Below are 23,864 nucleotides of genomic sequence, written 5' to 3'. Positions count from 1 at the left end.
CACGCAGCACCTTGCACGATCCGAAGTACTTTTTTCTTTTTAAGCACGCGACCAAAACCTTAGCCCAAGTTTCTCATGAAGAAGAAGAACAGCATGCCAATTGATATGCTTCATTTTGAACAACAGCTTTGGAAGCAGGGCTTTAGCCGTGTGATGGGGCTTGATGAAGTCGGCAGGGGCTGTCTTGCCGGTCCGGTCGTAGCGGCAGGGGTGATCTTACCGGATGATTTCAATTGTGCCGGAATTACCGACAGCAAGCAGATCCCGACACATGCGCTAAGGTGTCAAGTCGCGGAAAGAATCCGGAAGGAAGCCGTGTTTTATGCAGTGAAAGAGTGCAGCCCGCAGGAAATTGATACCCATAACATTTTACAAGCGTCTTTTCTGGCAATGCAAAAGTGCGTCGAGGCGGCTGATCCCACGCCTGATTTTTTGCTTGTTGACGGAAACCGGTTCACCGCTTCCCTGATCCCCTACGAATGTGTTGTTAAAGGCGATACCCGTTCCGCGAGTATTGCTGCCGCTTCCATCCTTGCGAAAGTGTATCGGGACGAATTGATGTACAGCATGCATCAGTTGTATCCATGGTACGGTTGGGATACGAATGTTGGGTATCCGACCAGGACACATTATGCCGGACTTGAGGCCTGCGGCATCAGTCCGCTGCACCGCCGCAGTTTCAGGCTGCGAACCGACAAGGTACTGACAACCGCGCCCCGGAACGGCTATGAGTCGTAAATGCTGAAGCTCCGCTCATAAAAGCGCAGGTTCAGGCACAGCCCGATCATGATACTGAAACTCAGAAAAGAAGAGCCGCCATAGCTAATCAGCGGCAGCGGAATTCCGATAACCGGCAGCAAAGCTGTAGCCATGCCGAGATTCACGATGATGTGAACCAGGAAGATTGAGGCAATACCAATGATGGTGATCCGGGCAAAGGCGTGTTTATGGCTGCCGGCAATAAACACCATGCGGGAAAGCAGGATGAGGAAGAAAAAGAGTGTCGTGCCTGCGCCTATCAGGCCGAACTCTTCGCTGATGACACAGAAAATAAAATCGGTTTGCTGTTCAGGCAGAAAGCGCAGCTGCGTTTGGGTGCCCTGCAGGAAACCCTTCCCGTAAATCCCGCCGGAACTGATGGCTGTTTTAGCCTGAATCACGTTCCAGCCGGCACCCTGCGGGTCAACAGCGGGGTTGGTGAATGCTTCAACCCGTGCCCGCTGATGGGGCTGAAGGACTTCGGTAAGCGCAACCTGCACCCCAATGATTACGGCGATTCCCAGCAATACCCCGCTAACGGTAACCATCGGGCGGCGGTCAACCAGAAAAATCATCCCGCACATCATAACGGCCACAATTCCCGCTGCCACAATGTTCACAACCGTGAGATAGGCCAAAACAGCGGGCATCACCATGAGCAGGGACAGGCCAAATGAGAGCCCCGCCCAAAAGAGCAGGAATGGAATCATGCCGATATAAACCATGCTTGTGCCGGTATCGCCGTGCAGGGTGATAAATCCAACCGGCAGCGCTACGAGAACGAGTAGCACCAGCAGTGTTTTCGGCTCTTCAATTGAAAACTGACGCTGCGAAGCCAGAAACCCGGCGATGACCATGATGGTCGCAAGTTTCATGAACTCACTGATCTGAAGCCGGAACCCGAAGACATTCAGCCAGTTGCGCTCACCGCCAACTTCAATACCAAAGAACACGGTAAGCAGTGCAATAAACAGGCAAAGAATGTAAACCGGCCAGCTTAACTGCACATAGGTTTGCGGCGTGAGAAACTGCATCAGAATGATGATAACCAGGCCGATGGCAACATGAAGCACCTGCCGGTCAAAGTTTCCGGCAATGAAGGTGTCGCGGTGCATGGGTCCCTGCGTAGCGCTGTAAATGGCAACCAGCCCGATCAGAGATAAAATGAGCCAGCTAAAAAAGATCAGCCAGTCGAATCGGTTATACCACTTCATGGGTTGCGGTTGGGGTTAAAAGGTGCAGGTTCAAATTCCAGCATCATCCGGTAAATATGCGGTCGGCGGATTTCCCCGTGGAAGTACTGTTCAAACATCATAGCCGCAACGGGCGCTGCGGATATGGACCCAAAGCCTGCATTCTGAAGCAGCACGGCAATCGCAATTTCGGGGTCTTCGGCCGGCGCGTAAGCGATAAACCAGCCATGATTCTGACCGTGAGGATTTTGCGCGGTGCCCGTTTTGCCCGCTACGGCAACGTCCCTGAGGTTGGCGTAGAAGCGTCCCGAACCTTCCGTGACAGCGTTGCGCATGCCGTACTGAACAGCCTTCAGGTGTTTGGGTTGCATCCATTCTATGCGTTCCGGCTCCGGGCGAACAGGAACAATATTGCCGCCCGCGTAGGTGACGTGATCCACAATATGGGGCTGTATCCTGTGGCCGCCATTGGCAATTACGGCGGTTGCGATGGCCATCTGAAGGGGGGAGGTCCCCATTGCGCCCTGACCAATACCGAGGTTAATCATGTCTCCGAGACCCCATTGGCGGCGCCCGAAAACGCGGTCGAAGTAGGTGCTGTCGGGCACAAGCCCGCGAACTTCCCCGGTGAGATCAACCCCGCTTGAGATGCCCATGCCGAAATCATTCATCATGCGGGTCCAGACGTTGAGGCCGTGACGGGTCACGATTTGGTCCATCAGCGCATAGAAGAACGTGTTGCAGGAAGTTTCAATGGCTTGTTTGATATTCTGATCGCCATGCCTGCGCAGGCAGCGGTAAAAACGGCCGCGCATGTAGCCGCCGCTGCAGTGAATGGTTGTGTTTTCGGAAATAAGTCCGAGCCGCATACCGATCAGCCCCATCATCGGCTTTGTGGTTGAGCCGGGAGGCTGCAGGGTCGCGACAGCACGGTTAAACAGAGGGGTAAGGGAGTCCGCATTAACGGCCTGCCAGTACGCCCGGTCGAGCCGGCCGGCAAGCCGGCTGTTGTCGTAATCGGGGGCGCTTGCTATAGCCAGAATGCCGCCTGTCTTGGGGTTTAGGGCAACAACCCCGCCAACTTTGCCTTCCATGAGTTCTTCAGCTACGCGCTGCAGCTCTATGTCTAAGGTCGTGTGCAGGTTCAGGCCCTGTACCGGATTCACGTCAAGCTGTCCCTGATTGAAAGGGCCCAGTGCACGTCCCAGGGCGTTCACCGTTACGAATTGGGTGCCCTTATCGCCGCGAAGCTCATTTTCATAAATCCGCTCGATACCGCTTCGCCCGATGAGGTCACCCATGCGGTAAAACGAAGAGGCCGACATCTCTCCGCGCGTTACTTCGGCAAGGTAGCCTAACACATGTGAAAGGCGGGCATCAGAAGGATAGCTGCGCTTGCCTTCGACCTGATGGTTGATACCGGGCAGACGCCACAGATTTTCCTGAATATTGGAAAAGGTTTTGAAATCGACATCCCGCAGCAGCCGGCTTTCCCGGTGAAGCGAGAAGGTGCGCGCTTCATCAACAAGTTCAGTAATTTCTTCTTCGGATGTGCCCGTCAGTTCGGCAAGCAGGGGGATGTTATCCCGGTCGAAATTAAGCGGGGTGATGGTTATCGTAAAGGAGGGCTCGTTCCCAACGATGAGATCGCCGTGCCGGTCAAAAATAAGCCCCCTTGCCGGATTGACAACCTGCTGCCGTACGCTGTTTCTTTCGCTGATAGGGTTATAAATCTCGAACTGATAAATCTGAAGGTAGATCAGCCGGCCAAACAGGGTGAGGAATACAGAAACTACAAGAAGCTGCAGTACGATTACAACAATGCGGTGACGACGGGGGTCCTGGGAGGCTACAGGCATAGCAGGTGACGCAAAAAAAGAGTAGAAAAAATCAGCACTTCATCAGCGGGGCGGCTGCCCGCGGCTGATGAATTAATCAATTAACAGCAGGTATAATATAATACCAACAAGGGCGGTATATAAACTGCTGCCCAGCCAAAAGTTTAAAAACAGCAGGCTTGTATCGTAAATACCCGCAAAGGAGGCAACAAGCAAAAAAATAAGATGATAAACGGCCGACAAAACAAGCAGCAGCAGAAAAGTCTGCCCAATCAAAAGCTTGTTTTCCCACTGCGTAGCAATCAGCGAATGTGTGGTCAGTATCAGGAGGGTGAAGCTAAATAAGTGGATACCCCAGGTATCCAGAAAGATGTCGAGCAGGATCGCAATTGCAGCACCTGTAAGCAGGGCGTAGGTGCGGGGTCTTATGGCACAAAGGCCGAGAATGTAGAGAAATCCGGCGTCAGGGGTTACGCCCCATAATTCAAGGTGCCGGAATATCATCACCTGAAGCAGTACGGCAGCAAGCCCGATAAAGAGGTCGATAGCAAGAGACTGTTTCATTCAAACATTTCCTGCCATTCTTGTTCCAGCTCGATGATTTCTGCTTCAACCGTATACAGCAAAACATGGCCTTCGGCCAGGGTTGAAAAATTAACATAGGGCGCGACATAAATGCGCTGCGTTTCACGACCCGGTTCCGGTATGGCCCGTATAACCGTTCCGACCGGAATATTGGCGGGAAGTTTGTTGCTCAGCCCGGAAGTAAACACCCGCATACCGGGCTGTACAGGAATGGTCTGGGGCACAAAGTTGACGACAAGCTCCGATAGGTTATCGGATTCCCACGAAAGAATTCCGAATGCCCGGCTGTCTTCGAGTCGTACGCTTGCCCTGAACTGCCTGTTGAAAAGCGGCAGAACCTGCGCATGCCGGTCTGCCATAAGGGTGACCGTACCGATGAGCCCTTCGTGATTCACAACGGGCATACCAATTTCAAGACCGTGGGAGGCTCCTGCGTTTACAATAATATTGTTGTTGATTCCGGTCAGGTTTTTGGAGACAATGCGGACCGGCTGCATGTCGAACTCGGAGTTTTCTCTGAAATTCAGCAGCGCCCGGAGTACGTCATTCTCATCCCGAAGCGATCGCAAACGGCTGATTTCATCCTGCAGCAGTATGGTGTTTTGTTCCAGTGCCGCATTGGTGCGAAGGGCAGAGCGGTAAACACGCACGTTGGAAAGCGGTGCTTCAACGTAGCTTATTAGCGTAATAGAAACTTTTCTGACATTCTGAAACGCTTCATCCTGCCGGGCAACAATCATAAGCAGGGCGACCAAAATCAGACCGGCGGATATAAGCTGATCCCGGATATCTCCAATCTTGGTAAACCTGATTCTCATAAAGTGCAAATGCCGGACGGTGCCCGCTTAGGATTAGGTGAGTACGCTCTTGTAGAAATCAATATCTTCGAGAATAGCCCCTGTACCCCGTACAACAGCTGTTAGGGGATCTTCGGCGATATGAACCGGAAGCTCGGTAGTCTCCATAATAAGCCGATCCAGGTTTTTGAGAAGGGCCCCGCCGCCCGTAAGCATAATACCCCGGTCCAGCAGGTCTGAAGACAGCTCCGGCGGGGTTTGCTCCAGAGATTTGGTGACAGATTCGACAATAGTGTTTACAGTTTCTGATAGTGCTTCTCTCACGTCGCGCGAGGTTACAACCCTGGTTTTGGGCACGCCGTTGATCAGATCGCGACCTTTCGCATACATTTCGATTTCTTCATCAAGCGGCGTTGCTGAACCCAGTGTCATCTTGACTTCTTCACCCGTTCGCTCCCCAATAAGCAGGTTGTGATTGCGGCGGAAATAATTGATGATAACTTCGTTCAGCTTGTCCCCGCCAATCCGGACAGATTGTGAATACACAATTCCGGAGAGGGCAATAACCGCGATTTCGGTAGTACCGCCACCGATATCCACAATCATGTTTCCGACGGGTTCATGCACATCAAGACCGATACCGATAGCGGCAGCCATGGGCTCATCAACCAGAAAAACTTCTTTCGCACCTGCGCGCTCTGCACTGTCGCGGACGGCGCGTTTTTCAACTTCCGTAATGCCTGAAGGCACACAAACGACCATTTTTCGGGTTGAAGAGTACCAGCGCTTTTTTACTTTTTTAATCATGCCGCGAATCATATGCTCAGCTACTTCAAAATCGGCAATAACGCCGTCCCGCAGCGGGCGTATGGTCCGGATATTCTGGTGCGTTTTTTCGTGCATGAGCCGGGCTTCGTGCCCGATGGCTACAACGCCCCCTTTGGCATCCATGGCTACGATAGAAGGTTCATTGAGCACAATTCCTTTCCCGCGTTCATAGATCAGCGTATTGGCGGTTCCAAGGTCAATAGCAATGTCCGTGTAAAGCCAGTCAAATGCGGACTGTTTTTTGGGGCGATTTTTTGTTGTTTCCGGGGTTTCAGTTGCTTGCATAAGGAAAGAAGGAGAATTAAATACGATAAAAATTAAGGGTAGATTGCTGCACAACTTGGGGTGCCAATCTGAATCTGCACGTTCTGAACTAACGCTGAATTATTCTGCACGGTTAGGGCTGCACGTAAGCGGTTTTAATGAACAGATAAGCTGTGCCCGCGTTTTGGGCACTCACGAATGGCTTTCACCTTATTTTTTCTGCCCGTAAAATAGGAAAACAGAGCTTGGAGAAAATTGAAATTCATGCGCGATCAGGTGTATGGTACTGCTGAAAATGGTTATGATACGTTGGGCGGGAAAATAAGCAATCACAGCAGCAAATTTAGTGTTTAAAATGTCTTCGGCCCGTAAAAATCATACAGATTCCGTGTTCATTGGCGGCGTCGATAACTTCCTGATCGCGAATGCTGCCGCCCGGCTGAATGATACAGCCCGCGCCTGCTTTGGCACTTGCGTCTATACCATCCCGAAACGGGAAGAAAGCATCAGAAGCTACCGCTGCGCCCTTCAGGTCATGGCCGAATTTGGCTGCTTTGGCAATCGCAAACTCTGAGGAGTCCAGCCTGCTCGGCTGACCGCTGCCAATACCAAGCGTCTGCTGATCCCGCCCGAATACAATGGCATTTGAATTCACCCGCTTCACCACTTTCCAGGCAAAAAGCATGTCGGCCATTTGCTGATCGGTCGGGGTTTTGTGGGTCACGACCTGAAAGTTGCGTGTATCTGTAGCCACAGCGTCAGGCTGCTGACAAAGCATGCCACCGAATATACTCCGGTAGGCGTAGCGGCTTTCTGTGGCTGAAAAGTTCTTGATTTTAACCAGCCTACGGTTTGCTTTTTGGGACAACAGCTCGAGGGCGGCTTCGCTGAATGCCCGAGCGATGATAATCTCCGTGAAAATGGTGTCAATGGCCTGAGCGGTTTCAGCGTCGAGCGGCTGGTTTACCAGCACTATGCCGCCAAACGGGCTGATCGTATCCGTCGCAAATGCAGCTTCCCAGGCTTCTTTGAGGGAAGCCCTTGTCGATACCCCGCAGGGCAGGGTGTGTTTGATGATGGCACAGGTGGGCTCATCATGCTGAAAATCACGGAACAGATTCAGGGCTGCGTCAACATCGAGCAAATTGTTGTAGCTGAGCTGTTTGCCGTGCAGGACTTCAATGATGTCCCCCTGATTGCCGTAAACAGCGGCCGCCTGATGCGGGTTTTCACCATAGCGGAGGGGTGCAAACTTGGGCAGCTGCAGGTTGAGCACATCCGGGAAACCGGATTTGATCTCTTTCGACAGGTACATCGCTACGGCTGTGTCGTAAATGGAGGTATGCTGAAAGGCGTGCTGTGCCATACGCAGCCGGTATTTGTAGCGCACCGTGGCGTCTTGCTCTTTAAATTCCTGCATGAAAGCGCTGTACTGATCAGAAGAGGTAAGCACACATACATGATCGATATTTTTGGCTCCGGCCCGCAGCATAGCCGGTCCGCCAATGTCGATGTTTTCAATGCAGGTCTCAAAACCTGAACTTTCGGCTACTGTTTCGCTGAACGGATACAGGTTTACCACGAGCAGCTCAATGGGCGCATACCCGAGTTCACTGAGAGAAGCCATATCGGCTTCCACGTTCGGACGGGAAAGCAGCGCGCCGTGTACGGCAGGATGAAGGGTTTTAACGCGCCCATCCATCATTTCAGGAAAACCGGTGAGGCTGTCAACACTTGTCACGGGCAGTCCGGCATCTTCAAGCACTTTCGACGTGCCGCCTGTGGAAATCAGTTCTACCCCGTGTTCATGCAGAAAAGTACCGAGTTCAGCAATGCCGGTCTTGTCAAAAACCGAAAGTAAGGCACGCTTAACCGAAAGGTTCTTTTTTTGGAAGGCTGAAAAGGCCTGAATCATAATATGGCGTTCGGTTTAGAAACCCGCTCCTGCAGCAGCTGTCGGATGCAGGCGGGATAAAGTTGATGTTCTTGTTCCAGTACCCGGGATGCAAGCGATTGCGGGCTGTCGTCAGGAAGCACGGGTATGCGACGCTGTCCCAAAACATGTCCCTCATCATAAGCCTCATTTACCATGTGCACCGTACAGCCGGACTCTGTTTCACCAGCTTCCAGAACGGCCTCATGCACCTTCAAACCATAAAACCCTTTGCCGCCAAATTTGGGGAGCAGCGAAGGATGAATATTGATGATCTGATCGGGGTAGCGCTTCAGGACGGATGCAGGTATTTTTCGCAGCCAGCCGGCAAGTACGATGAGGTCGGGTTTACAGGCCTCAAGAATATCCAGCATTCTTTGGGCTTCGGCAGCAGCGTCGTTTTGGCGCGGTAATATAAAAATCGGTATTCCATTCTTCTCAGCCCGCTTTATTGCTCCGGCATTTTCAGATCCGGCAATAAGTCCGCTAAAACGGACGCTGAGCTCTTCTCGCGCCGCCGCGTCGATAAGTGCCTGAAAATTAGTGCCACCACCGGAGGCAGCGACTACAATACTTGGGATCAAGATTCGAAAATGGATTGCCGGGTTCGCAAAATACTCGTTGATCCCAAAGATACGGATATCGGCACACCTAAAGGCAATGAAATTTTACCCGGAATGTGCCCGTAGTCAATCCCCTGCAAAACCTTAAGGCTGCTTTTTTGGGTCGCCCGGCGGAAAATGGTATGAAGTTCAGGAACTTCGGGGTAGCCCTGAACGGAGGCGTCGGTGAACTGTCCGAAAACAACTGCCGGGCAGGCTGCAAAATGGCCGCCCAGTATAAGCTGTGTAAGGTAGGCTTCAACTTTATGCCTCGGCTCATCTACGTCTTCTAAAATCGGGATGCAGTTCTCCAATACCGGAAACCACTTCGTACCCAGCAGCATTGCCGCTACCGACATGGTGCCGGGCATGCTGATGCCTTCACAGCTTGCTACGCCGTCCTGTTCTTCCGCATGGCTTAATGTGTTTTGAAAAGTACAGTTCGTATGACCTGACTCAATCAGCTCCCAAAAAAAAGACTCAAACTGCGGATCCCGTGCCGGGTAAGACAGGTCTGTTGCTACCATACCCGCGGATATGGAAGGCAATCCGGTTTTCGCATATACAGCCCATTGGAGCGCGGTGACATCGCTGAACCCTAAAATCAGTTTGCGGGCTTTGCGGATGGCTTCAAAATCCAGAAAAGGGAGCATCATAAAGCTGCCAAAACCGCCCCGTGTACAAAAAATGGCGTCAATAGTATCGTTGCAAATCAGGCCCATGAGGTCGCCTGCACGTTGTTCCCCACTGCCTGCGAGATAATCTTCGTGCTGTGAATAATTGGGACTGAGCACAACACGGTATCCCAAAGACTCAAGGTAGCGGACGCCCTGCGCTGTATTTTCGGCCACAGGTGGCGAAGAGGGCGAAAATACACCAATGGTGCCTCCCTTGCGCAGAGGGCGCAGCGGTATGAAAGGCTTAGGTTTGCCTTGACTTAAAGACATAATAATTCTGGATACTCCATGAAATTTCGTTGTAAATCACCCGGATGACCGTGAAAAGGGGGATGGCGACGAGCATACCAATCAGGCCGGCAAGTTCGGCACCAATTAGAATAATGAGCAGCACATAAAGCGGGTGAATGTTGGCCGAGCGTGAAAAAATGGCCGGATAAAAAATGACATTATCCATAATCTGAACAATCATCACAGCGAGAATGCAGTTGAGTACCAGGCTGAAATCACCGGTTTCAATGATGGCAATAACTATGGACAGCAGGTAGCCGAGTACCGGCCCGAAGTATGGGATAGTATTTGCTAAACCGATCGCAACCCCTACCGAAAGCGCGTTGTTCAGTCCGGCAACGCTAAGCAGCATCCATGAAAAAAAGGCGACGAGCGTGCTCTGTAGTCCCACCGCTTTAAAATGCCGGCCCAGCCGCATTTCGATTTGACTGATGATATTGACGGTTGTCTCAAAATACTTGTTAGGGACAAGCTGAAGAATCTGTCTGCGCAGCTTGCTTCCGTCTTTGAGCAGAAAGAAGGTGGTAAAGGGCAGGATCAGCAGGGCGGTGAATAAATTGGTGAAGACCCCGATGATATTCCCGAACAGTGCCTGCACATTGTCGAGATCAAAAAAGCGGTCAAAGAAGCTGTTTACATTATCGGTGAGGTATCCCTGCGGGAGCTGTGGGATAAGCTGAAGCGTGTAATCTTCGATCGAGCGTGCGATGAAGGCCACGGTTTCTACGTTCAGCTGCGCGGTAAGCCGCAGAAGCTGATTCCCAATATTGGGTATAATGGTTGTTGAAGCCCAGATGAGAATCAGTAGGACCGAAAGCACAACAAGGAAAGTCGCCAGCGTACGGTGCATGCCGTTGGCCTGCATGCGGTTCACAACCGGATTCAGGATATAGCTCAATACCAGCGATAAAAGCAGGTACACCAGCAGCCCGGAGAAGCGCCAAAGTACCATGGCAACGGTCACGCCAATGGCAGTGTAGAACAGAAAGCGAAAAACTTTTTCCGGGGTAAAGTTAAGCATGGTGTTCAGTAAACCGTCGGGCTAAACCTGAGGCGAAGGGTTGTCGTGTTTTTAAGGCTGTTGGCTCACTATTTCAAGGAAATGATCCAGATGCCGGAACACCTGTTCCGGCTTGTGGCCTTTTCGGAGCAGGTGATCCGCTATCTTTTTTTTCCGCTTTAATATATCGGATTCGCGCTTGAATCGCCTGCTGTTTTTACGCACAAGCGCTTCAAGGGCGCTGATGTCATCCTCCGGAATCAGCGCTGCAATGAGCGGGTTCGACACTTCGTCAGAGACCCCCCTTTTCCTGAGTTCGAGCTTCAGTTTGGCCGGTCCCCACTTTTTTATCGTACTCATTTCCTGAATGTAAGCCCGCGCAAATGCTTCGTCGTTGAGGTAGTTGCGCTCGCGAAACTCCTGAAGCACGCGTTCAAACTGCGAGGCGTCATAGTCTTTTTGCCTTGCTTTGCGGACGAGCTCTGCGGCGGTATGTGCCCGCCTCCCCAACAATCCCAGCCAGTATTCGCGCAGTTTGAACCGGGCTTCTTCTTTCATTAAAGCCGCGTAGCTTGCGGCATCCAGTTCCCGGCCCACGGCCAGCCCGGATGCCAGGAAAACGGCTTTGAAGCATCCGAAGCTAAACGCCCCTTCTATAAAAACAGAAACCCGCGAGCTGTTGCGGGTTTGGGTACTGACAGAAGTAATGCGCCCCGGACTGAATTCAGGCTCCGGGGCGTCATTATGCTCTTGTCTTGTTTTATTTCGGCGTCTCATTCACGTGCGGATCGGGCTTAGCTTTTGCCCTTTCCGTTGGTGTTGGCCGCTGCGGTCAGGGCTTCGCCGGCTGCTGCCGCTTCTGCGGTTTCCTCTTCGGTGAGGGTATCCGGCATAAGTTTGGCGCGCACAATTTTTTCAATGCGGTTGGTCAGTTCAGGATCTTCCGTGAGAAACTGAAGGGCCGCGTCTGCGCCCTGCCCGATGGGCTCACCATCGTAGCGGTACCAGCTTCCGCGTTTCTGAATAATATCGAACTGCACCGCAAGGTCGAGCAGCTCGCCCATTCTCGAAATGCCTTTGCCGTACTCAATGTTGAACTCGACTTCCCGGAAGGGCGGGGCGACCTTGTTTTTCACAATCTTGACTTTGGTACGGTTACCCACTACTTCATCTGACTTTTTAATGGTACCGATGCGGCGGATATCCACACGTACCGAAGAGTAGAACTTAAGGGCGCGTCCGCCGGTCGTTGTTTCCGGGTTCCCGAACATCACGCCAATTTTTTCACGAATCTGATTGATGAAGATCACACAGGTATGCGTCTTGTTTACGATACCGGTAAGCTTTCGCAGCGCCTGTGACATCAGTCGGGCCTGAAGACCCATATGTGAATCACCCATTTCGCCATCAAGTTCGGCGCGGGGTACGAGTGCGGCAACTGAATCGACTACCACTACGTCGAGCGCGGCAGAACGAATCAGGGTCTCGGTAATCTCAAGTGCCTGCTCACCGCTGTCGGGTTGTGATACAAGCAGTTCGTCTGTTTTAATGCCCAGCGATTTGGCATATTTGGCATCGAACGCATTTTCCGCGTCAATAAACGCCGCATAGCCGCCTTTTTTTTGCGCTTCGGCTATCACGTGCAGGGCAAGGGTAGTTTTACCGGATGACTCCGGTCCGTAAATCTCAACTATACGACCCCGCGGGAAGCCTCCGACGCCGAGTGCGGCGTCGATCATCATAGACCCGGAAGAAATTACGGGTATGTTAACGATAGGAGTATCGCCAAGCCGCATGATGGTGCCTTTGCCATGCTGCTTCTCAATTTGCCCTAAGGCCAGGTCAATCGCTTTCTGTCTGTCTGAATTTGCCATATCGAGTAATAAGTTTGGAGAGTATGATTTTGCTCAAAGTATATGTATAAAGTATGTGAATTGAAAGTCCCGATGACTTTAATTCTGTTTTGACATCGTTCAGAGTTCCGAAAAGAAAAAACCTTTCACTTCAGCGGCAGAAAAAATCAGATATATGCCCTGATAGCCCATAAATCAGGGAAAATAGGGGTGTTGGTCGTTTTCCTGAGGTAGCCGACGCCGTCCGAACCACCGGTGCCTTTTTTGGTTCCGATGGTGCGCTCAACCATTTTTACATGCCGGTAGCGCCATTCCTGCAGCCCTTCATCAAAATCAACAAACAGCTCACAGAGTACCGATGACTCAGGATCATTATGCATGACATCAGTCAGAACCTGCTGATTGTGCGGATGGGGTTCGAACATCAGTCCTTTATCATTAACCCTGTCCGGAATTTTTGCGCTGTGACCCTGTTTTTGGAGGTAGGTAATAAACGCTTCCCAAAGGGTCTGTTCTTCCATACGGCCTTTAATGATGTCGAGTGCGGGCTGATTTTCGCGGTGCGCGTTGGTCATCAATGGATACCGCAAACCGCAGAGTATTTCCATTTCGCGAAACTGCACAGACTGAAACCCGCTGGAGCTGTCCAGGAATTTCCGGAACTGATTAAAGGAAAGGGGCGTCATGGTCTCAAGTATGTCGATTTGTCCGACAAGGGTTTTCATAATCGTGAGGATGCGTCGCATGGTTTTAATGCTCGTCCAGGTACGCCCCGCATTCAGTTCCTGTCTGAGCAGATCAAATTCATGCAGAATTTGTTTAAACCAAAGCTCGTATGTTTGATGAATGATGATGAACAAGGTTTCATCGTGTTCTTCAGGATCGGACTTGCATTCCTGAAGCGCGAGCAGCTCGTTGATTTTGAGGTAGCGGGTATAGGTGAGCGATTTGGATACAGTCATGGGCTTATTTTGGCGTCGAATCTGTTAGGGATGCTTAAAGCATGCGGTTTAAATCAGAACCGGAAATGTACAAACAAGCGCCCGAAGTTTTTGCTGTCTTTTTCCATGCGATGATAATAGGGCTTGATGTGCTTTTGCTGTAAAAAGCGTATCACCTTCTTTTTAAGCTGTCCGCTGCCTTTGCCGGGAATAATCTCAACCAACCTGATTTTTCGGGATACGGCTTCTTCAATAATTTCTTCCAGCGCGCGGTCGATGAGGTGACCTTTGTTGTAAATCTCGTGCAGGTCCAGTTTAAGCTTTGCCATGAATCGCTCAGGTGATTTTGGGTTAACAATAGAAATTCGCTTGCCGGTGCGAACAGGGAGATCAGTTTTGCTGTGATAACCGACGTGCGGCAGGCGGAGTTCAGCGATGCTGTGGAAGATGGTGTATGAAGCACTTATCTTATCGCTGACGTAGTTGCCTGCTTTTGCATACCTGCCGGTGTCCGGATTGCCGGTTAATTTAATAAATACTAAATAGCTCATCAGTGCTACTCATACCGTTTTATTTTTTGCTTACCGTCGTTTTGCTTTTTACCGGCATAATTTATCGTGAAAAACTGCGGTTCAAGCGGTACGGCGTTGATCTGCCATTTCAGCAGGCGGTAAATGTATTTATTCGGGGAGGCTTTAGGAAAGATATCGCAGAAGCTGCGAAGCGTTCAAAAAACCTGAAGCAGTCCGTGCCCGTTGAGAAACTTCAGCTGCATGCAGCCTCCGGCGGAAACCCGCTGCAGGTGATCGAAGCCCTTGAATATCTTGAGAAAACAACCATTGAATCCCTTCGTGCCGGTTTCAGGCATGTTTGCCTTGTTGACCTTTCCGGAAAGCCGCTTCCGGAAGTCATTCAGGAGGCTGAGGAGCTCCGTTCGGTAGAAACATCCGGATCATTCGATTTTTCGGGGATGTCTTTCAGCTATATTTATAAGGCAAAATTTCGCCGTCCGATTATGTCGGTTGCCTTTGATTCTTTTTCGGAAGAGCCTGTTATAAAAGAAATCAACCGCAAAATCCGCGATCTGAGCCGCTATCACAAAGAGCTGCTTCGCATTAAGGCCGGCGATACGGAGGAATTACGCCGGCTCATCCTGCACAATGTGCTGCGGAAGGCGCACTGGGAGCAGCATTTTAAACTGGTGCTGATTGAGCATGATGTGGTGATCACCGTGAACCCTGACGGATAATGCCCGCAGGCCGCGACTTAAGCTCAGGCCAGCACTTCCAGCAGTTTATACCAGCCATAAAGGGTAACAAAGGAAAGAGGCACTCCGATGCCAACCATCTGCGCGGCAAGCTGCGGGTTAAGTCCGTACATGATGGCCAATATAGAACCTGTGATCATCGGTGCCATGGCCGCTTCCATGATGCTAACCTTAACAATATCACCGCTGCCACCCAGTATGAAAATGAAAAGTATGGTCAGCAGGAAAGGGGCAATCAACAGCTTGTAAGAAAGTCCGGATACAAGTGGTTTGATGAATTCCTTTTTTAGGCTGAAAGAGAGCTGCATGCCAACCGAAGTCAGTGCGATAGGAGCAAGGGTTGCCCCGAGCCGCTCCAGCACTTCAAGCGGGATATCCTGTGCCTGAATGCCGGCCATGTTCATGCCCAGAGCCAGGATAAAGGTGATAAAAGGCGGAAACAGGAGTACTTTTCTCGCGATATCCCGCTTCCTTAGGGCAGTACTTGAATAGGTGCAGGCAATGATGATACCAGCGGTTGACACCGCAACGAAAGATCCGGGCTGATCAACCATAAGCGCAATTTTGAGCGCTTCTGCACCATAAAGCGCCTCAATTACCGGAAAACCGACAAATGAGGTATTGCCCAGTCCGGCTGTAAGTAATAGACATCCAACGGTACCGCGTGACCAGTCCATCCATTTGCCCAAAAGGGGGATGATGATCAGTGCAAAGCCCAATACAAGCCATGAGGTCGAGACTGCAATTAACAGCTCATTCGTTAAACTGATCTGAGGAATGTAAATCAGAGCGAGAGCCGGAAGGGATATGTAGATCAGAAACTGATTCAGAACCATGGGCGTATTTTCCGGAAAGTCCTTTACGCGTCTGAGGAGCACCCCGATACACAAACATACAACTAACAGAACAATGCTTGACATATACTTTGCTTATAGAATCTCATGTCCCGTTTAAGGCGCTAAAATAATAGGAGACTGCAAACTGAGGCAGGTTTATTGCTGAATATCATTGACAGCTTTACATTTTGTTTAAGTTGAAATAACAGGTATTTTAAGCAATCTTAATATTGCTGAACTTCAAAGGCAAATGCGCCTGGAAGTATAAGAGTAGTCCTTCGTTATGATTTTATCGGTTGTGCTGATTTATTTGCCATTAGCAGGCTCAAAATACACATATGACAGAGAAGCTAAGCATTTAATTTTTTGGTTGGTTTTGACTTATGATAAGAAAGCTTAATAGTGAAAAGAAAAAGGAAGTAAAGAAGAAAAGTGTTTTTAAAGGCCTGAGCGAACGTGCTTTGAATGTGTTGGTAATGAACAGAATAGATAATCTTGAGGTCTTTTTGAGCTATCACCGAAGATTTGGTGATTTTACGACCTTGCGGCATTGTGGAAAAAAAACCAATACGGAGCTTTTAGATTTTGCTGATACATTGATTGCTATGCAGCAGGAAGCCGGAACAGAACAGCATAGCGAAAATATAGCCGGGGAAGGGCAAGCTTCTGCTGAGCGCTCCTTAAAACGACGAAATATAAAGTCAGAGGTCATATCCGGTTATCATCAAATTCCGCCGCGACCCAAAAATGTCCTCTTCATGAACGGCATAATTGGTGCTGAGGCTTTTCTGCAATACTTTAAGGACAACGGGGACTTCCTTACCCTCATGGGCTGCGGGAACAAAACCAATGCTACGCTTATCGAATATGCTGAGAAGTTAATAGAACTATTATCGGAAGAGGATCAGATAAAAAGCCCGTAAAGTATTTGGAAAATGAAAAAGCCCCTGCGCGTTGCATAGACTCGCAGGGGCTTTTGTTTCCATTTGATAGTAGGGTGGATTTATTCCTTACTAATCTGCTGCGCCGGCATTCTCCTGACGCTCAATTTTATTACGGCTTGTAAATGCAGCGAAACCTGTGATCATGCTATCCAGAAGTTTTGCCTGAAGTTCATCCGAAATACCGGTTTCAGGATCAAATATCTTGTAAACACGCTGCAGGAAAACGCGCTCCGGATAGAGGTACGCATTACGGTAGTTGCAAACCATCTGAAGCTGCTCTACGGCACGCAGCGCACCAAAGGCTCCGGCCGCCTCGCCGATAAAGGCTATTGGCAATTTGTCGAACGACTCCGGGAAAGGCAGGTAATCAATGAAAAGCTTTAAAATGCCCGGGAATGAGCCATTATACTCGGGTACAACCATCAGGAGACCGTCGCAGTTAAGGACACGCTCATTAAATGCTTTTACGCTTGGTATATCACTGCCGTAGGGACCGCCAGCCACATCTTTGATGGGAAAGTCCTGAAGAGAAATAATGTCAACTTCAACGCCTTCGGCTTCGAGCTTAGGTTTAACAAATTCAGAAACCTTTAAAGCCATAGAGTCAGGCCGGTCGGTGGTACTTAAAATATGTATACGAGTCATGGGATAGTGATTCAGGGTTGATTAAATAATTTGGTTTAGCTAATACGGTGCACTAAAGGTTTTTGACTTCAAAATCATTCCGCTGCAAGCGTTTGAACAAGGCAAACCGTAGCTTTTTGTGGAGATGACCCGCTTGAGGATTGGGATTCATGTGCAGATTTACCTGCTATTATTCCTATTTTATCTGATAGCTGTATTCGAATTTTAAATCAATGCTTTTTTGGGCTTTATTATGCGGGTATCCATCAGGTGTACTATTCTCATTGGCTTTGTGCTGCTGCTATTTTCCGGCTGCGGAAAAACTTCAGACGAAAAACTCACGAGTCCCGGGCAGTTTAGCGGGGAGATCGCCTCCTACTCGAGCGGCCTCCTCAGCAGCGATTCTGAGATTGTGGTTCGCTTCGTGAACCCGGTCAGTGAATCAATCCGGAACGCCAATCCGAACCTGTTCACGCTCCGGCCTTCGGTGCGGGGCGAGCAGCGCTGGGCCGATGAGCGCACCGTCGTTTTCCGACCCGCCTCCCGCCTCGAAAACGGCGCCCGGTATCAGGTCACCTTCGATGCGGGGCGCGCGCTTGCTCCCGGCGGGGAGTCCCGTCTGTTTGTGTTCGAGCTCGGCATCATCCCTCAGGACCTCGATGTGCAGCTTGCAGCCCTGCAGCCCGACCCGGATTCCCCCAGCGGCGCTCAGCAGCTCAGCGGACGCATCCTCACCGCCGATGTAGCCGAAACCGCCGACATCATCGGCGTGCTGCGTGCCGAGCTGAAGGGGCAGCGCCTCATCCCCGTCGTGACCCGCGAAACTGACCGCAGTTTCAGCTTCACCCTCACCGGCATCGACCGCGAGGCGCAGCCGCAGGAGCTCGAACTCAGCTGGGATGCCCGTCCGCTCGGCGCCCGCACCCGCGGCAATGCCCGCCTCACGGTGCCTTCCCGCGACAGCTTCACCATCACCGATGTTCGCGTCGTCTATGAGCAGCAACCCTTCGTCGAAGTCTCCTTCTCCGACCCGCTTGATGCCACGCAAAACCTTACGGGGCTGGTCCGCTTCGAAGGCCTGCCCGATCCCGGCGTCATCATCCGGAACAACCGCCTGCTCGTGTATCCTCGGGCAGCGCAGCCTGGTGAGGCGCGCCTGCTGCTGGCCTCCGGCATTCGCGGCGCACAGGGACAGCGCCTCGCAGAGGAGGTAACCCGAACCCTGACACTCGCGCACGAACCGCCGCAGATCCGTCTGCTCGGCAGCGGCGTCATCCTCCCCAACAGCACCGAGCTGCTGCTGCCCTTCGAAGCTGTAAACCTCGGCGCGGTCGATGTGCAGGTCGTCCGCATCTTCGAAAACAACATCCCGCAGTTTCTGCAATCGAGCCGTCTGGGAGATGGCGGCTGGTCGCTGCGTGAAGTGGGAAGGCCGGTTGCCGGTGAGGTCATACCGCTCAGCACCCTCAGTGGTAGCGAACCCGGCAAGCGGAATAGTTACGCGATTGACCTCAGCCGCATTATCGAACCCGAGCCGGGCGCCATCTACCGCGTGACCCTGGGGTTCCGGCAGCATCAGTCGCTGTATCCCTGCGACGGTGGGGCAGCCGTAAGTCCGGCAAGTACCAACTGGCAGGACCCTGATCCAGTCGCAGAAGAAAACTACTGGCAATACTTCGACACCCTCTGGGCTTTCGGCGAGTACGACTGGCGGGAGCGCGACAATCCATGTCACAGCTCTTTTTACACTTCCAATCGCCGGGTAAGCCGCAATACGCTGGCCTCCGACATCGGCCTGATCGCCAAGCGCGCGGAATCCGGAAAGCTGCACGTCACTGCCGCAAGTCTGGTCACCGCCCGACCGCTTTCGGGGATTGAGCTGGAAGTGCTTGATTTTCAGCAGCAAACCCTGGCTGCCGGGCGCACCGACAGCGACGGCTTTTGGGTGATGGATGCGCCTGAGCAGGAACCCTTCCTGCTGCTGGCAAATCGGGGTGCCGAGCGGGCGTACCTCCGGCTGAATGAAGGCGGCGCACTTTCCCTGAGCGAGTTTGATGTTTCCGGCGCCCGTGTTGAAGGCGGCGTGAAAGGCTTCCTCTACAGCGAGCGCGGGGTCAGGCGGCCCGGCGATTCGCTTTTTGTGAACCTGATGATACAGGCCGATGAGTCCATGCTCCCGGCGGCACATCCCGCGACTTTTGAGCTGCTCGATCCGTCGGGCCGGGTGACCGAGCGGCGCACGGTGCATCCCGTGAACCGGCTCTATACTTTCGCCGGCCGGACCGAAGCCCGCGCTGAAACCGGCCGCTGGCAGCTGCGCGCGCGGGTGGGCGGCAACACCTTCACCCGAAACATCAACATCGAAACCATTCAGCCGAACCGGCTGCGTATCCGCACCGAGCCGGACGAGACCCGCCTGAGCGGGGCACAGGCTACGCTCAGCGGCAGCATCAGCGCCGAGTGGCTGCATGGCGCCATAGCCGGAAATCTGGACACGGATCTGAGCCTGAGCCTGCGGGCGGTCTCGCTCCGGTTCACGGATTACGCGCAGTTCACCTTTGATAATCCTGCGAGAGCACTCAGTTCGCAGTCCGATGAAATCTTCCGGGGTCGCCTTGATGCTCAGGGTCAGACCCGCTTCACGCACCGCCTCCAAAGGCCCGACCGCTCGCCAGGTCTGCTGCAAGGCACCCTCACGACCCGCGTTTTTGAGGAATCCGGCAATTTCAGCACGGGCACCACGTCCTTCCGCTACCTCCCCTACAATAGTATTGCGGGCATACGCCTGGTCGGGGCCGACGAGCGCGACACCTTTGCCTACGACGCGCCCATTCGCGCGCAGGCGGTGCTGGTCAATGCCGAAGGGCAGCCGCTGGCTAATCAAAGCCTCACCATCACCATTTTTGAACTCGACTGGCGCTGGTGGTGGCAGCGGCGGGATGAAAACCTGAGTCAGTTTTTCAGCTCCAGAAGCCGTTCACCTTTGCTTTCTACTACTGTCCGCACCAATAGCAGCGGACAGGTCAACATTTCGCTGCCGGCCATGCAGCTTGATTGGGGCCGCTATCTCCTCGAGGTCGAAGCGCCCGGCGGACACGCCGCCGGAAAAGTGTTTTTTATGGGGTGGAGCGGCAACGAAGCCGAGGGCGGTGCGCCGACCCGCCTCACCGTGGAAACCGACCGCGAGCAGTATGAGGTCGGGGAGACCATCACCCTGCGCTTTCCCGGTGCGCATCAGGCGCGGGCGCTCGTAAGCCTGGAGACCGGCAGCGAAGTGCTCCGCAGCTTCTGGACCGAAACCGCACCGGGCATGAATGAAATCCGGATTCCCGCCGAAGCCGGCATGAGTCCGACCGTGTACGCGAGCGTGCACGTGGTGCAGCCGCACGGACAGCGCTTCAACGACCTGCCCATCCGCATGTACGGTGTTGTGCCCGTTACCGTGAACAATCCGGCTACCCGTCTGCAGCCGGTGCTTGGCGTTCCGTCAGAAATGCGACCTGAATCCGTCGCCGAAATCCGCGTAAGCGAGCAGCGCGGCCGCGCAATGACCTACACCCTCGCGCTGGTGGATGAAGGCCTGCTCGACCTCACCAACTTCCGGACGCCCGACCCGCACAGCCATTTCTATGCGCGCGAAGCGCTGGGCGTGCGCACCTGGGATGTTTATGATGATGTGGCCGGTGCCTATGCCGGCGCCCTGAGCCGGATTCTGGCCATCGGGGGCGACCTGGATCTGGCTGATCTGGAAACAGCGGAAGTGGTCCGGTTCAGGCCGATGGTTCGTTTCTTGGGGCCGTTCACGCTGGCTTCCGGCTCGACAGCTGTGCACCGGGTGGACATTCCGAACTACGTCGGCTCGGTCCGGGTGATGGTTGTTGCCGGGCAGGATGATGCCTTCGGAAGTGCCGAAGCTGCCGTGCCGGTGCGTCAGCCGGTGATGGTGGTCGGTACCCTGCCGCGGGTTTTGAGTCCCGGCGAGCGGGTCGAGCTGCCGGCAACGGTGTTTGCGATGGAGGACCGCATCCGCGAGGTGCAGCTGCGCCTTGAAGCCAACGAACTTTTTGAGCTTAGGGATGATACCCGCCGTCGGCTTGCTTTTTCCGGTATGGGCGATCGCCTCGAACGCTTCGAGCTGCGCACGGGCCCGCTTACCGGCACGGGACGCATCATCCTGCACGCCCAAAGCGGAAGCGAACAGGGGCGCGATGAAATCGAGCTGAGCATCCGGAATCCGAATCCGCCGGTCACGCAGCTATTCGCCCAAAACCTTCAGGCCGGAGAGAGCTGGGATCTGAACTTTGACCCAGTCGGTGCGCCCGGTGCGGGGGAAGCCCTGCTCGAAATCTCGGCTATTCCGCCGGTTGACCTTGGGCGTCACATCCGCTTCCTGAACCGCTACCCGCACAGCAGCCTCGAAGCGCAGATTGCACGCGCATTCCCGCACCTGTACCTGAGCGTGTTTAGCGGAACCGGATCCGATGCGGGGGCCGCGCAGCAGGCCGAAAGCCGCCGCCGGGTGGAAGAGGTCATTGCCGCACTCAGCCGCTATCAGCTGCCGAACGGCGGACTTGCGCAGTGGCCGGGTCAGGCGGTTGCGCAGGAGTGGCTCAGCAGCTTCGCGCTGCACTTTCTCACGGAGGCCGAACGGGCCGGCTATTTTGTGCCGGGCAGTCTCAAAGCACCGCTGCGCCGGTTCCAGCAGCAGGCCGCCGGCAACTGGCGGGAAGTGCCTGACGCGCCCCACAGCGCCGATTTAATGCAGGCCTACCGCCTCTACACCCTGGTCATCAGCGGTGAAGCCCCGCTGGGTTCCATGAACCGCCTGCGGGAGGTGAACGCGCTTTCAGCACAGGCCCGCTGGCGCTTGGCTGCAGCCTATCAGGCCGCCGGTATGCCGGAGGCCGCCTCGCAGCTCGTGCGTCAGGCTGGTACCCAAATTTCATCCTACCGCGAAACCGGCGGCACCTATGGCAGCAGCCTGCGCGACCGCGCCATGATGCTCGAAAGCCTCGTCCTGCTCGGCCTCGCGGATCAGGCTTCCCGCCTGATGATGGAGGTCTCCGCCGAAATCAACCGCGACGAATGGTTTTCTCCGCAGACGGTAGCCTTTGCGCTCATTGCCGCGGCCCGCTTCGCTGAAGCCTATCCGGTTTCCGAACAAACCGCGGTTCGTTTCGAAGGTACGGGCATCGGCTCAGGTCAGATCAGCGGCACGCAGCCGCTGTGGCAGGTTCCGTTTGAAATCACCGAAACCGGCACGCATCGCATAGAACTGCGCAACGAAGGCAGCGGCGTCGTGTTTGCGCGCCTGTTGCAGTCCGGCATCCCCGCCGAGGACCGCAGTCCGGCAGCATCTTCCGATCTTGCCCTTGATGTGCAGTATTTCTTCCCGAATGGCGATAAAGTTGATCCGGCCCGGCTCCGCATGGGCACCGACCTGATCGCCGAAGTGCGGGTCACCAATCCCGGAAGCCGCGGACCGCTGCAAAATCTCGCGCTGACGCAGATTTTTCCGTCGGGATGGGAAATCATCAGCACCCGCGGCGACAACGACGCCTTCCGCGAAGCTGCTTCACAAGCGGACTATCAGGACGTGCGCGACGATCGCATGCTCACGTATTTCAGCCTGCCTGCCGGGCAAACCCGCATTTTTCGGATGCACCTGACCGCGACCTACGCGGGGGACTTCCTTCTGCCCGCAGTTTCGGTGCATGCACTGCACGACCCCGCAGTCTTCGCGCGAACCACAGCATCCCGCGTGGAGGTACACCGCTAACTCTTTTTTTGTCTCCGCGGCAGGTTCTCCTGTAATTGGCCCGCGGAAACCCTACCTTTCTTTTTTACAACTTAACCCCAAAAAAATGAATTTGACGATGAACAAATATCTCTATTCCATTATGAATGAGATAGGGATCAGAAGTGAAGCCGCTTATGCACTCACACCGGAAACGCTTGTCTCCGATCTGCTAAAGGAAGATACTTTTAATGAAGGTGACTGGTATGAATTGCTGATTCAATTGCAGATTACTCACGGCGTTTACTATGGTGATCCGCGGGATATGCCTACAGACTTGACCATCACTGAGGTATCTCACATGCTGAGGGACAGCATTGAAATAGATGAGGAAGATTTCACGCAGTTCTTTGTATGCTGGATGCCGGCGCTCGATGCTCTGATGGAGTACGCGCAGATGGTCGAAGAATTAAAGTCTAAGAAGGCGCTGAAAAAACAGTTTGATAAGGTTGAACTCACATTAGACGCGTGCATTGATGAACTTAATGGGCTCATTGCAGATGACGACGACTGGGACGATGATGATGACGATGACTTCGACGATGAAGGGTTTCTCAATTTTGCCGATTTTGGTCTGGATGTGCACGCAGAGGAGCTGCAAAAGTGGGCGAACGGAGAGAATGTCGAGCTCAGCGAAGAGGCGCAAAAGGTAATGCAATCCATGGCTGAGCACCTGAAAAGCCGCGGCGATGCCTTGTTTGGCGAAGGCGGGCTTGATCAGTTATTCAATAATATGGATGACGACGATGACGATGACAACGACCAGGACAGACCGCTTGGCGGGGCCGACGATCCGAAAATAATCCCGATCAAGTAGCCGGCAAAGCACCGGGTT

At 53.1% G+C, this 23,864-nt stretch carries 20 protein-coding genes; 5 read left to right on the top strand and 15 right to left on the bottom strand.

What is annotated here, in order from left to right; all coding sequences use genetic code 11:
- Positions 1-105 precede the first annotated feature (105 nt).
- Positions 106-738 (top strand): ribonuclease HII, encoded by a 633-nt coding sequence (locus CYPRO_RS12910; RefSeq protein ID WP_114985802.1) that lies wholly within the window; start codon positions 106-108, stop codon positions 736-738.
- On the opposite strand, the gene CYPRO_RS12905 is transcribed toward CYPRO_RS12910, so the two are convergent.
- The 13 genes from CYPRO_RS12905 to CYPRO_RS17035 form a co-directional block, all read right to left on the bottom strand.
- Positions 726-1,973: an FtsW/RodA/SpoVE family cell cycle protein gene (locus CYPRO_RS12905; RefSeq protein ID WP_114985008.1), complete on the bottom strand. Its 1,248-nt coding sequence runs from the start codon at positions 1,971-1,973 to the stop codon at positions 726-728. The genes CYPRO_RS12910 and CYPRO_RS12905 overlap by 13 nt on opposite strands.
- Positions 1,970-3,811, bottom strand: a complete 1,842-nt coding sequence (gene mrdA, locus CYPRO_RS12900) for a penicillin-binding protein 2 (protein WP_114985007.1) — start codon at positions 3,809-3,811, stop codon at positions 1,970-1,972. The genes CYPRO_RS12905 and mrdA overlap by 4 nt, the downstream gene beginning before the upstream one ends.
- Before the next feature lie 72 nt (positions 3,812-3,883).
- Positions 3,884-4,354: a rod shape-determining protein MreD gene (mreD, locus tag CYPRO_RS12895; protein WP_114985006.1), complete on the bottom strand. Its 471-nt coding sequence runs from the start codon at positions 4,352-4,354 to the stop codon at positions 3,884-3,886.
- Positions 4,351-5,193 carry a rod shape-determining protein MreC gene (mreC, locus tag CYPRO_RS12890; RefSeq protein WP_114985005.1) on the bottom strand — a complete coding sequence of 281 codons (843 nt, stop codon included), beginning with the start codon at positions 5,191-5,193 and terminating at the stop codon, positions 4,351-4,353. Before mreC ends, mreD begins: the two co-directional genes overlap by 4 nt.
- A 33-nt stretch (positions 5,194-5,226) precedes the next feature.
- Positions 5,227-6,285, bottom strand: a complete 1,059-nt coding sequence (locus CYPRO_RS12885) for a rod shape-determining protein (RefSeq protein WP_114985004.1) — start codon at positions 6,283-6,285, stop codon at positions 5,227-5,229.
- A gap of 322 nt (positions 6,286-6,607) precedes the next feature.
- Positions 6,608-8,179 carry a bifunctional phosphoribosylaminoimidazolecarboxamide formyltransferase/IMP cyclohydrolase gene (gene purH / locus CYPRO_RS12880; protein WP_114985003.1) on the bottom strand — a complete coding sequence of 524 codons (1,572 nt, stop codon included), beginning with the start codon at positions 8,177-8,179 and terminating at the stop codon, positions 6,608-6,610.
- Positions 8,176-8,781 carry a phosphoribosylglycinamide formyltransferase gene (gene purN, locus CYPRO_RS12875; RefSeq protein WP_240644757.1) on the bottom strand — a complete coding sequence of 202 codons (606 nt, stop codon included), beginning with the start codon at positions 8,779-8,781 and terminating at the stop codon, positions 8,176-8,178. The genes purH and purN overlap by 4 nt, the downstream gene beginning before the upstream one ends.
- Positions 8,778-9,746 (bottom strand): S66 peptidase family protein, encoded by a 969-nt coding sequence (locus CYPRO_RS12870; protein WP_114985002.1) that lies wholly within the window; start codon positions 9,744-9,746, stop codon positions 8,778-8,780. Before CYPRO_RS12870 ends, purN begins: the two co-directional genes overlap by 4 nt.
- The gene (locus CYPRO_RS12865; RefSeq protein ID WP_114985001.1) at positions 9,721-10,788 is read right to left on the bottom strand and encodes an AI-2E family transporter; all 1,068 of its coding nucleotides are present in this window, start codon (positions 10,786-10,788) and stop codon (positions 9,721-9,723) included. The genes CYPRO_RS12870 and CYPRO_RS12865 overlap by 26 nt, the downstream gene beginning before the upstream one ends.
- 51 nt (positions 10,789-10,839) lie before the next feature.
- Complete coding sequence (locus tag CYPRO_RS12860) at positions 10,840-11,544, bottom strand: regulatory protein RecX (RefSeq protein ID WP_114985000.1); 705 nt, start codon at positions 11,542-11,544, stop codon at positions 10,840-10,842.
- 17 nt (positions 11,545-11,561) lie between these two features.
- Positions 11,562-12,641, bottom strand: coding sequence for a recombinase RecA (gene recA, locus CYPRO_RS12855; RefSeq protein ID WP_114984999.1), 1,080 nt, complete (start codon positions 12,639-12,641; stop codon positions 11,562-11,564).
- 146 nt (positions 12,642-12,787) lie between these two features.
- Complete coding sequence (locus CYPRO_RS12850; RefSeq protein ID WP_114984998.1) at positions 12,788-13,582, bottom strand: tryptophan 2,3-dioxygenase; 795 nt, start codon at positions 13,580-13,582, stop codon at positions 12,788-12,790.
- Positions 13,583-13,635: 53 nt separating this feature from the next.
- Positions 13,636-13,890, bottom strand: a complete 255-nt coding sequence (locus CYPRO_RS17035) for a Smr/MutS family protein (RefSeq protein ID WP_114985800.1) — start codon at positions 13,888-13,890, stop codon at positions 13,636-13,638.
- A 224-nt stretch (positions 13,891-14,114) separates the two neighbouring features.
- Between CYPRO_RS17035 and CYPRO_RS12840 the strand changes: the two genes are divergently transcribed.
- Complete coding sequence (locus CYPRO_RS12840) at positions 14,115-14,810, top strand: hypothetical protein (RefSeq protein ID WP_124245621.1); 696 nt, start codon at positions 14,115-14,117, stop codon at positions 14,808-14,810.
- 23 nt (positions 14,811-14,833) lie between these two features.
- Here the strand turns inward: CYPRO_RS12840 and CYPRO_RS12835 are convergent, their stop codons facing one another.
- Positions 14,834-15,748, bottom strand: coding sequence for an AEC family transporter (locus tag CYPRO_RS12835; RefSeq protein ID WP_114984996.1), 915 nt, complete (start codon positions 15,746-15,748; stop codon positions 14,834-14,836).
- A gap of 299 nt (positions 15,749-16,047) precedes the next feature.
- Here CYPRO_RS12835 and CYPRO_RS12830 point away from each other — a divergent pair, with 299 nt between their 5' ends.
- Positions 16,048-16,587: a hypothetical protein gene (locus tag CYPRO_RS12830; RefSeq protein ID WP_114984995.1), complete on the top strand. Its 540-nt coding sequence runs from the start codon at positions 16,048-16,050 to the stop codon at positions 16,585-16,587.
- A 90-nt stretch (positions 16,588-16,677) separates the two neighbouring features.
- Here the strand turns inward: CYPRO_RS12830 and CYPRO_RS12825 are convergent, their stop codons facing one another.
- Entirely contained in the window at positions 16,678-17,253 is a 576-nt protein-coding gene (locus CYPRO_RS12825) for an NADPH-dependent FMN reductase (RefSeq protein WP_114984994.1), read from the bottom strand.
- Between the two features lie 232 nt (positions 17,254-17,485).
- Between CYPRO_RS12825 and CYPRO_RS12820 the strand changes: the two genes are divergently transcribed.
- Both CYPRO_RS12820 and CYPRO_RS12815 read left to right on the top strand, forming a co-directional pair.
- Positions 17,486-23,011 carry an Ig-like domain-containing alpha-2-macroglobulin family protein gene (locus CYPRO_RS12820; RefSeq protein ID WP_124245620.1) on the top strand — a complete coding sequence of 1,842 codons (5,526 nt, stop codon included), beginning with the start codon at positions 17,486-17,488 and terminating at the stop codon, positions 23,009-23,011.
- A gap of 97 nt (positions 23,012-23,108) precedes the next feature.
- Positions 23,109-23,846: a hypothetical protein gene (locus tag CYPRO_RS12815; RefSeq protein ID WP_124245619.1), complete on the top strand. Its 738-nt coding sequence runs from the start codon at positions 23,109-23,111 to the stop codon at positions 23,844-23,846.
- Positions 23,847-23,864 lie beyond the last annotated feature (18 nt).

It is taken from the genome of Cyclonatronum proteinivorum, assembly GCF_003353065.1.
Classification (GTDB): domain Bacteria; phylum Bacteroidota; class Rhodothermia; order Balneolales; family Cyclonatronaceae; genus Cyclonatronum; species Cyclonatronum proteinivorum.
Note: the sequence above shows the minus strand (reverse complement) of the source record. Positions and strands in the feature narration are given on the sequence as shown.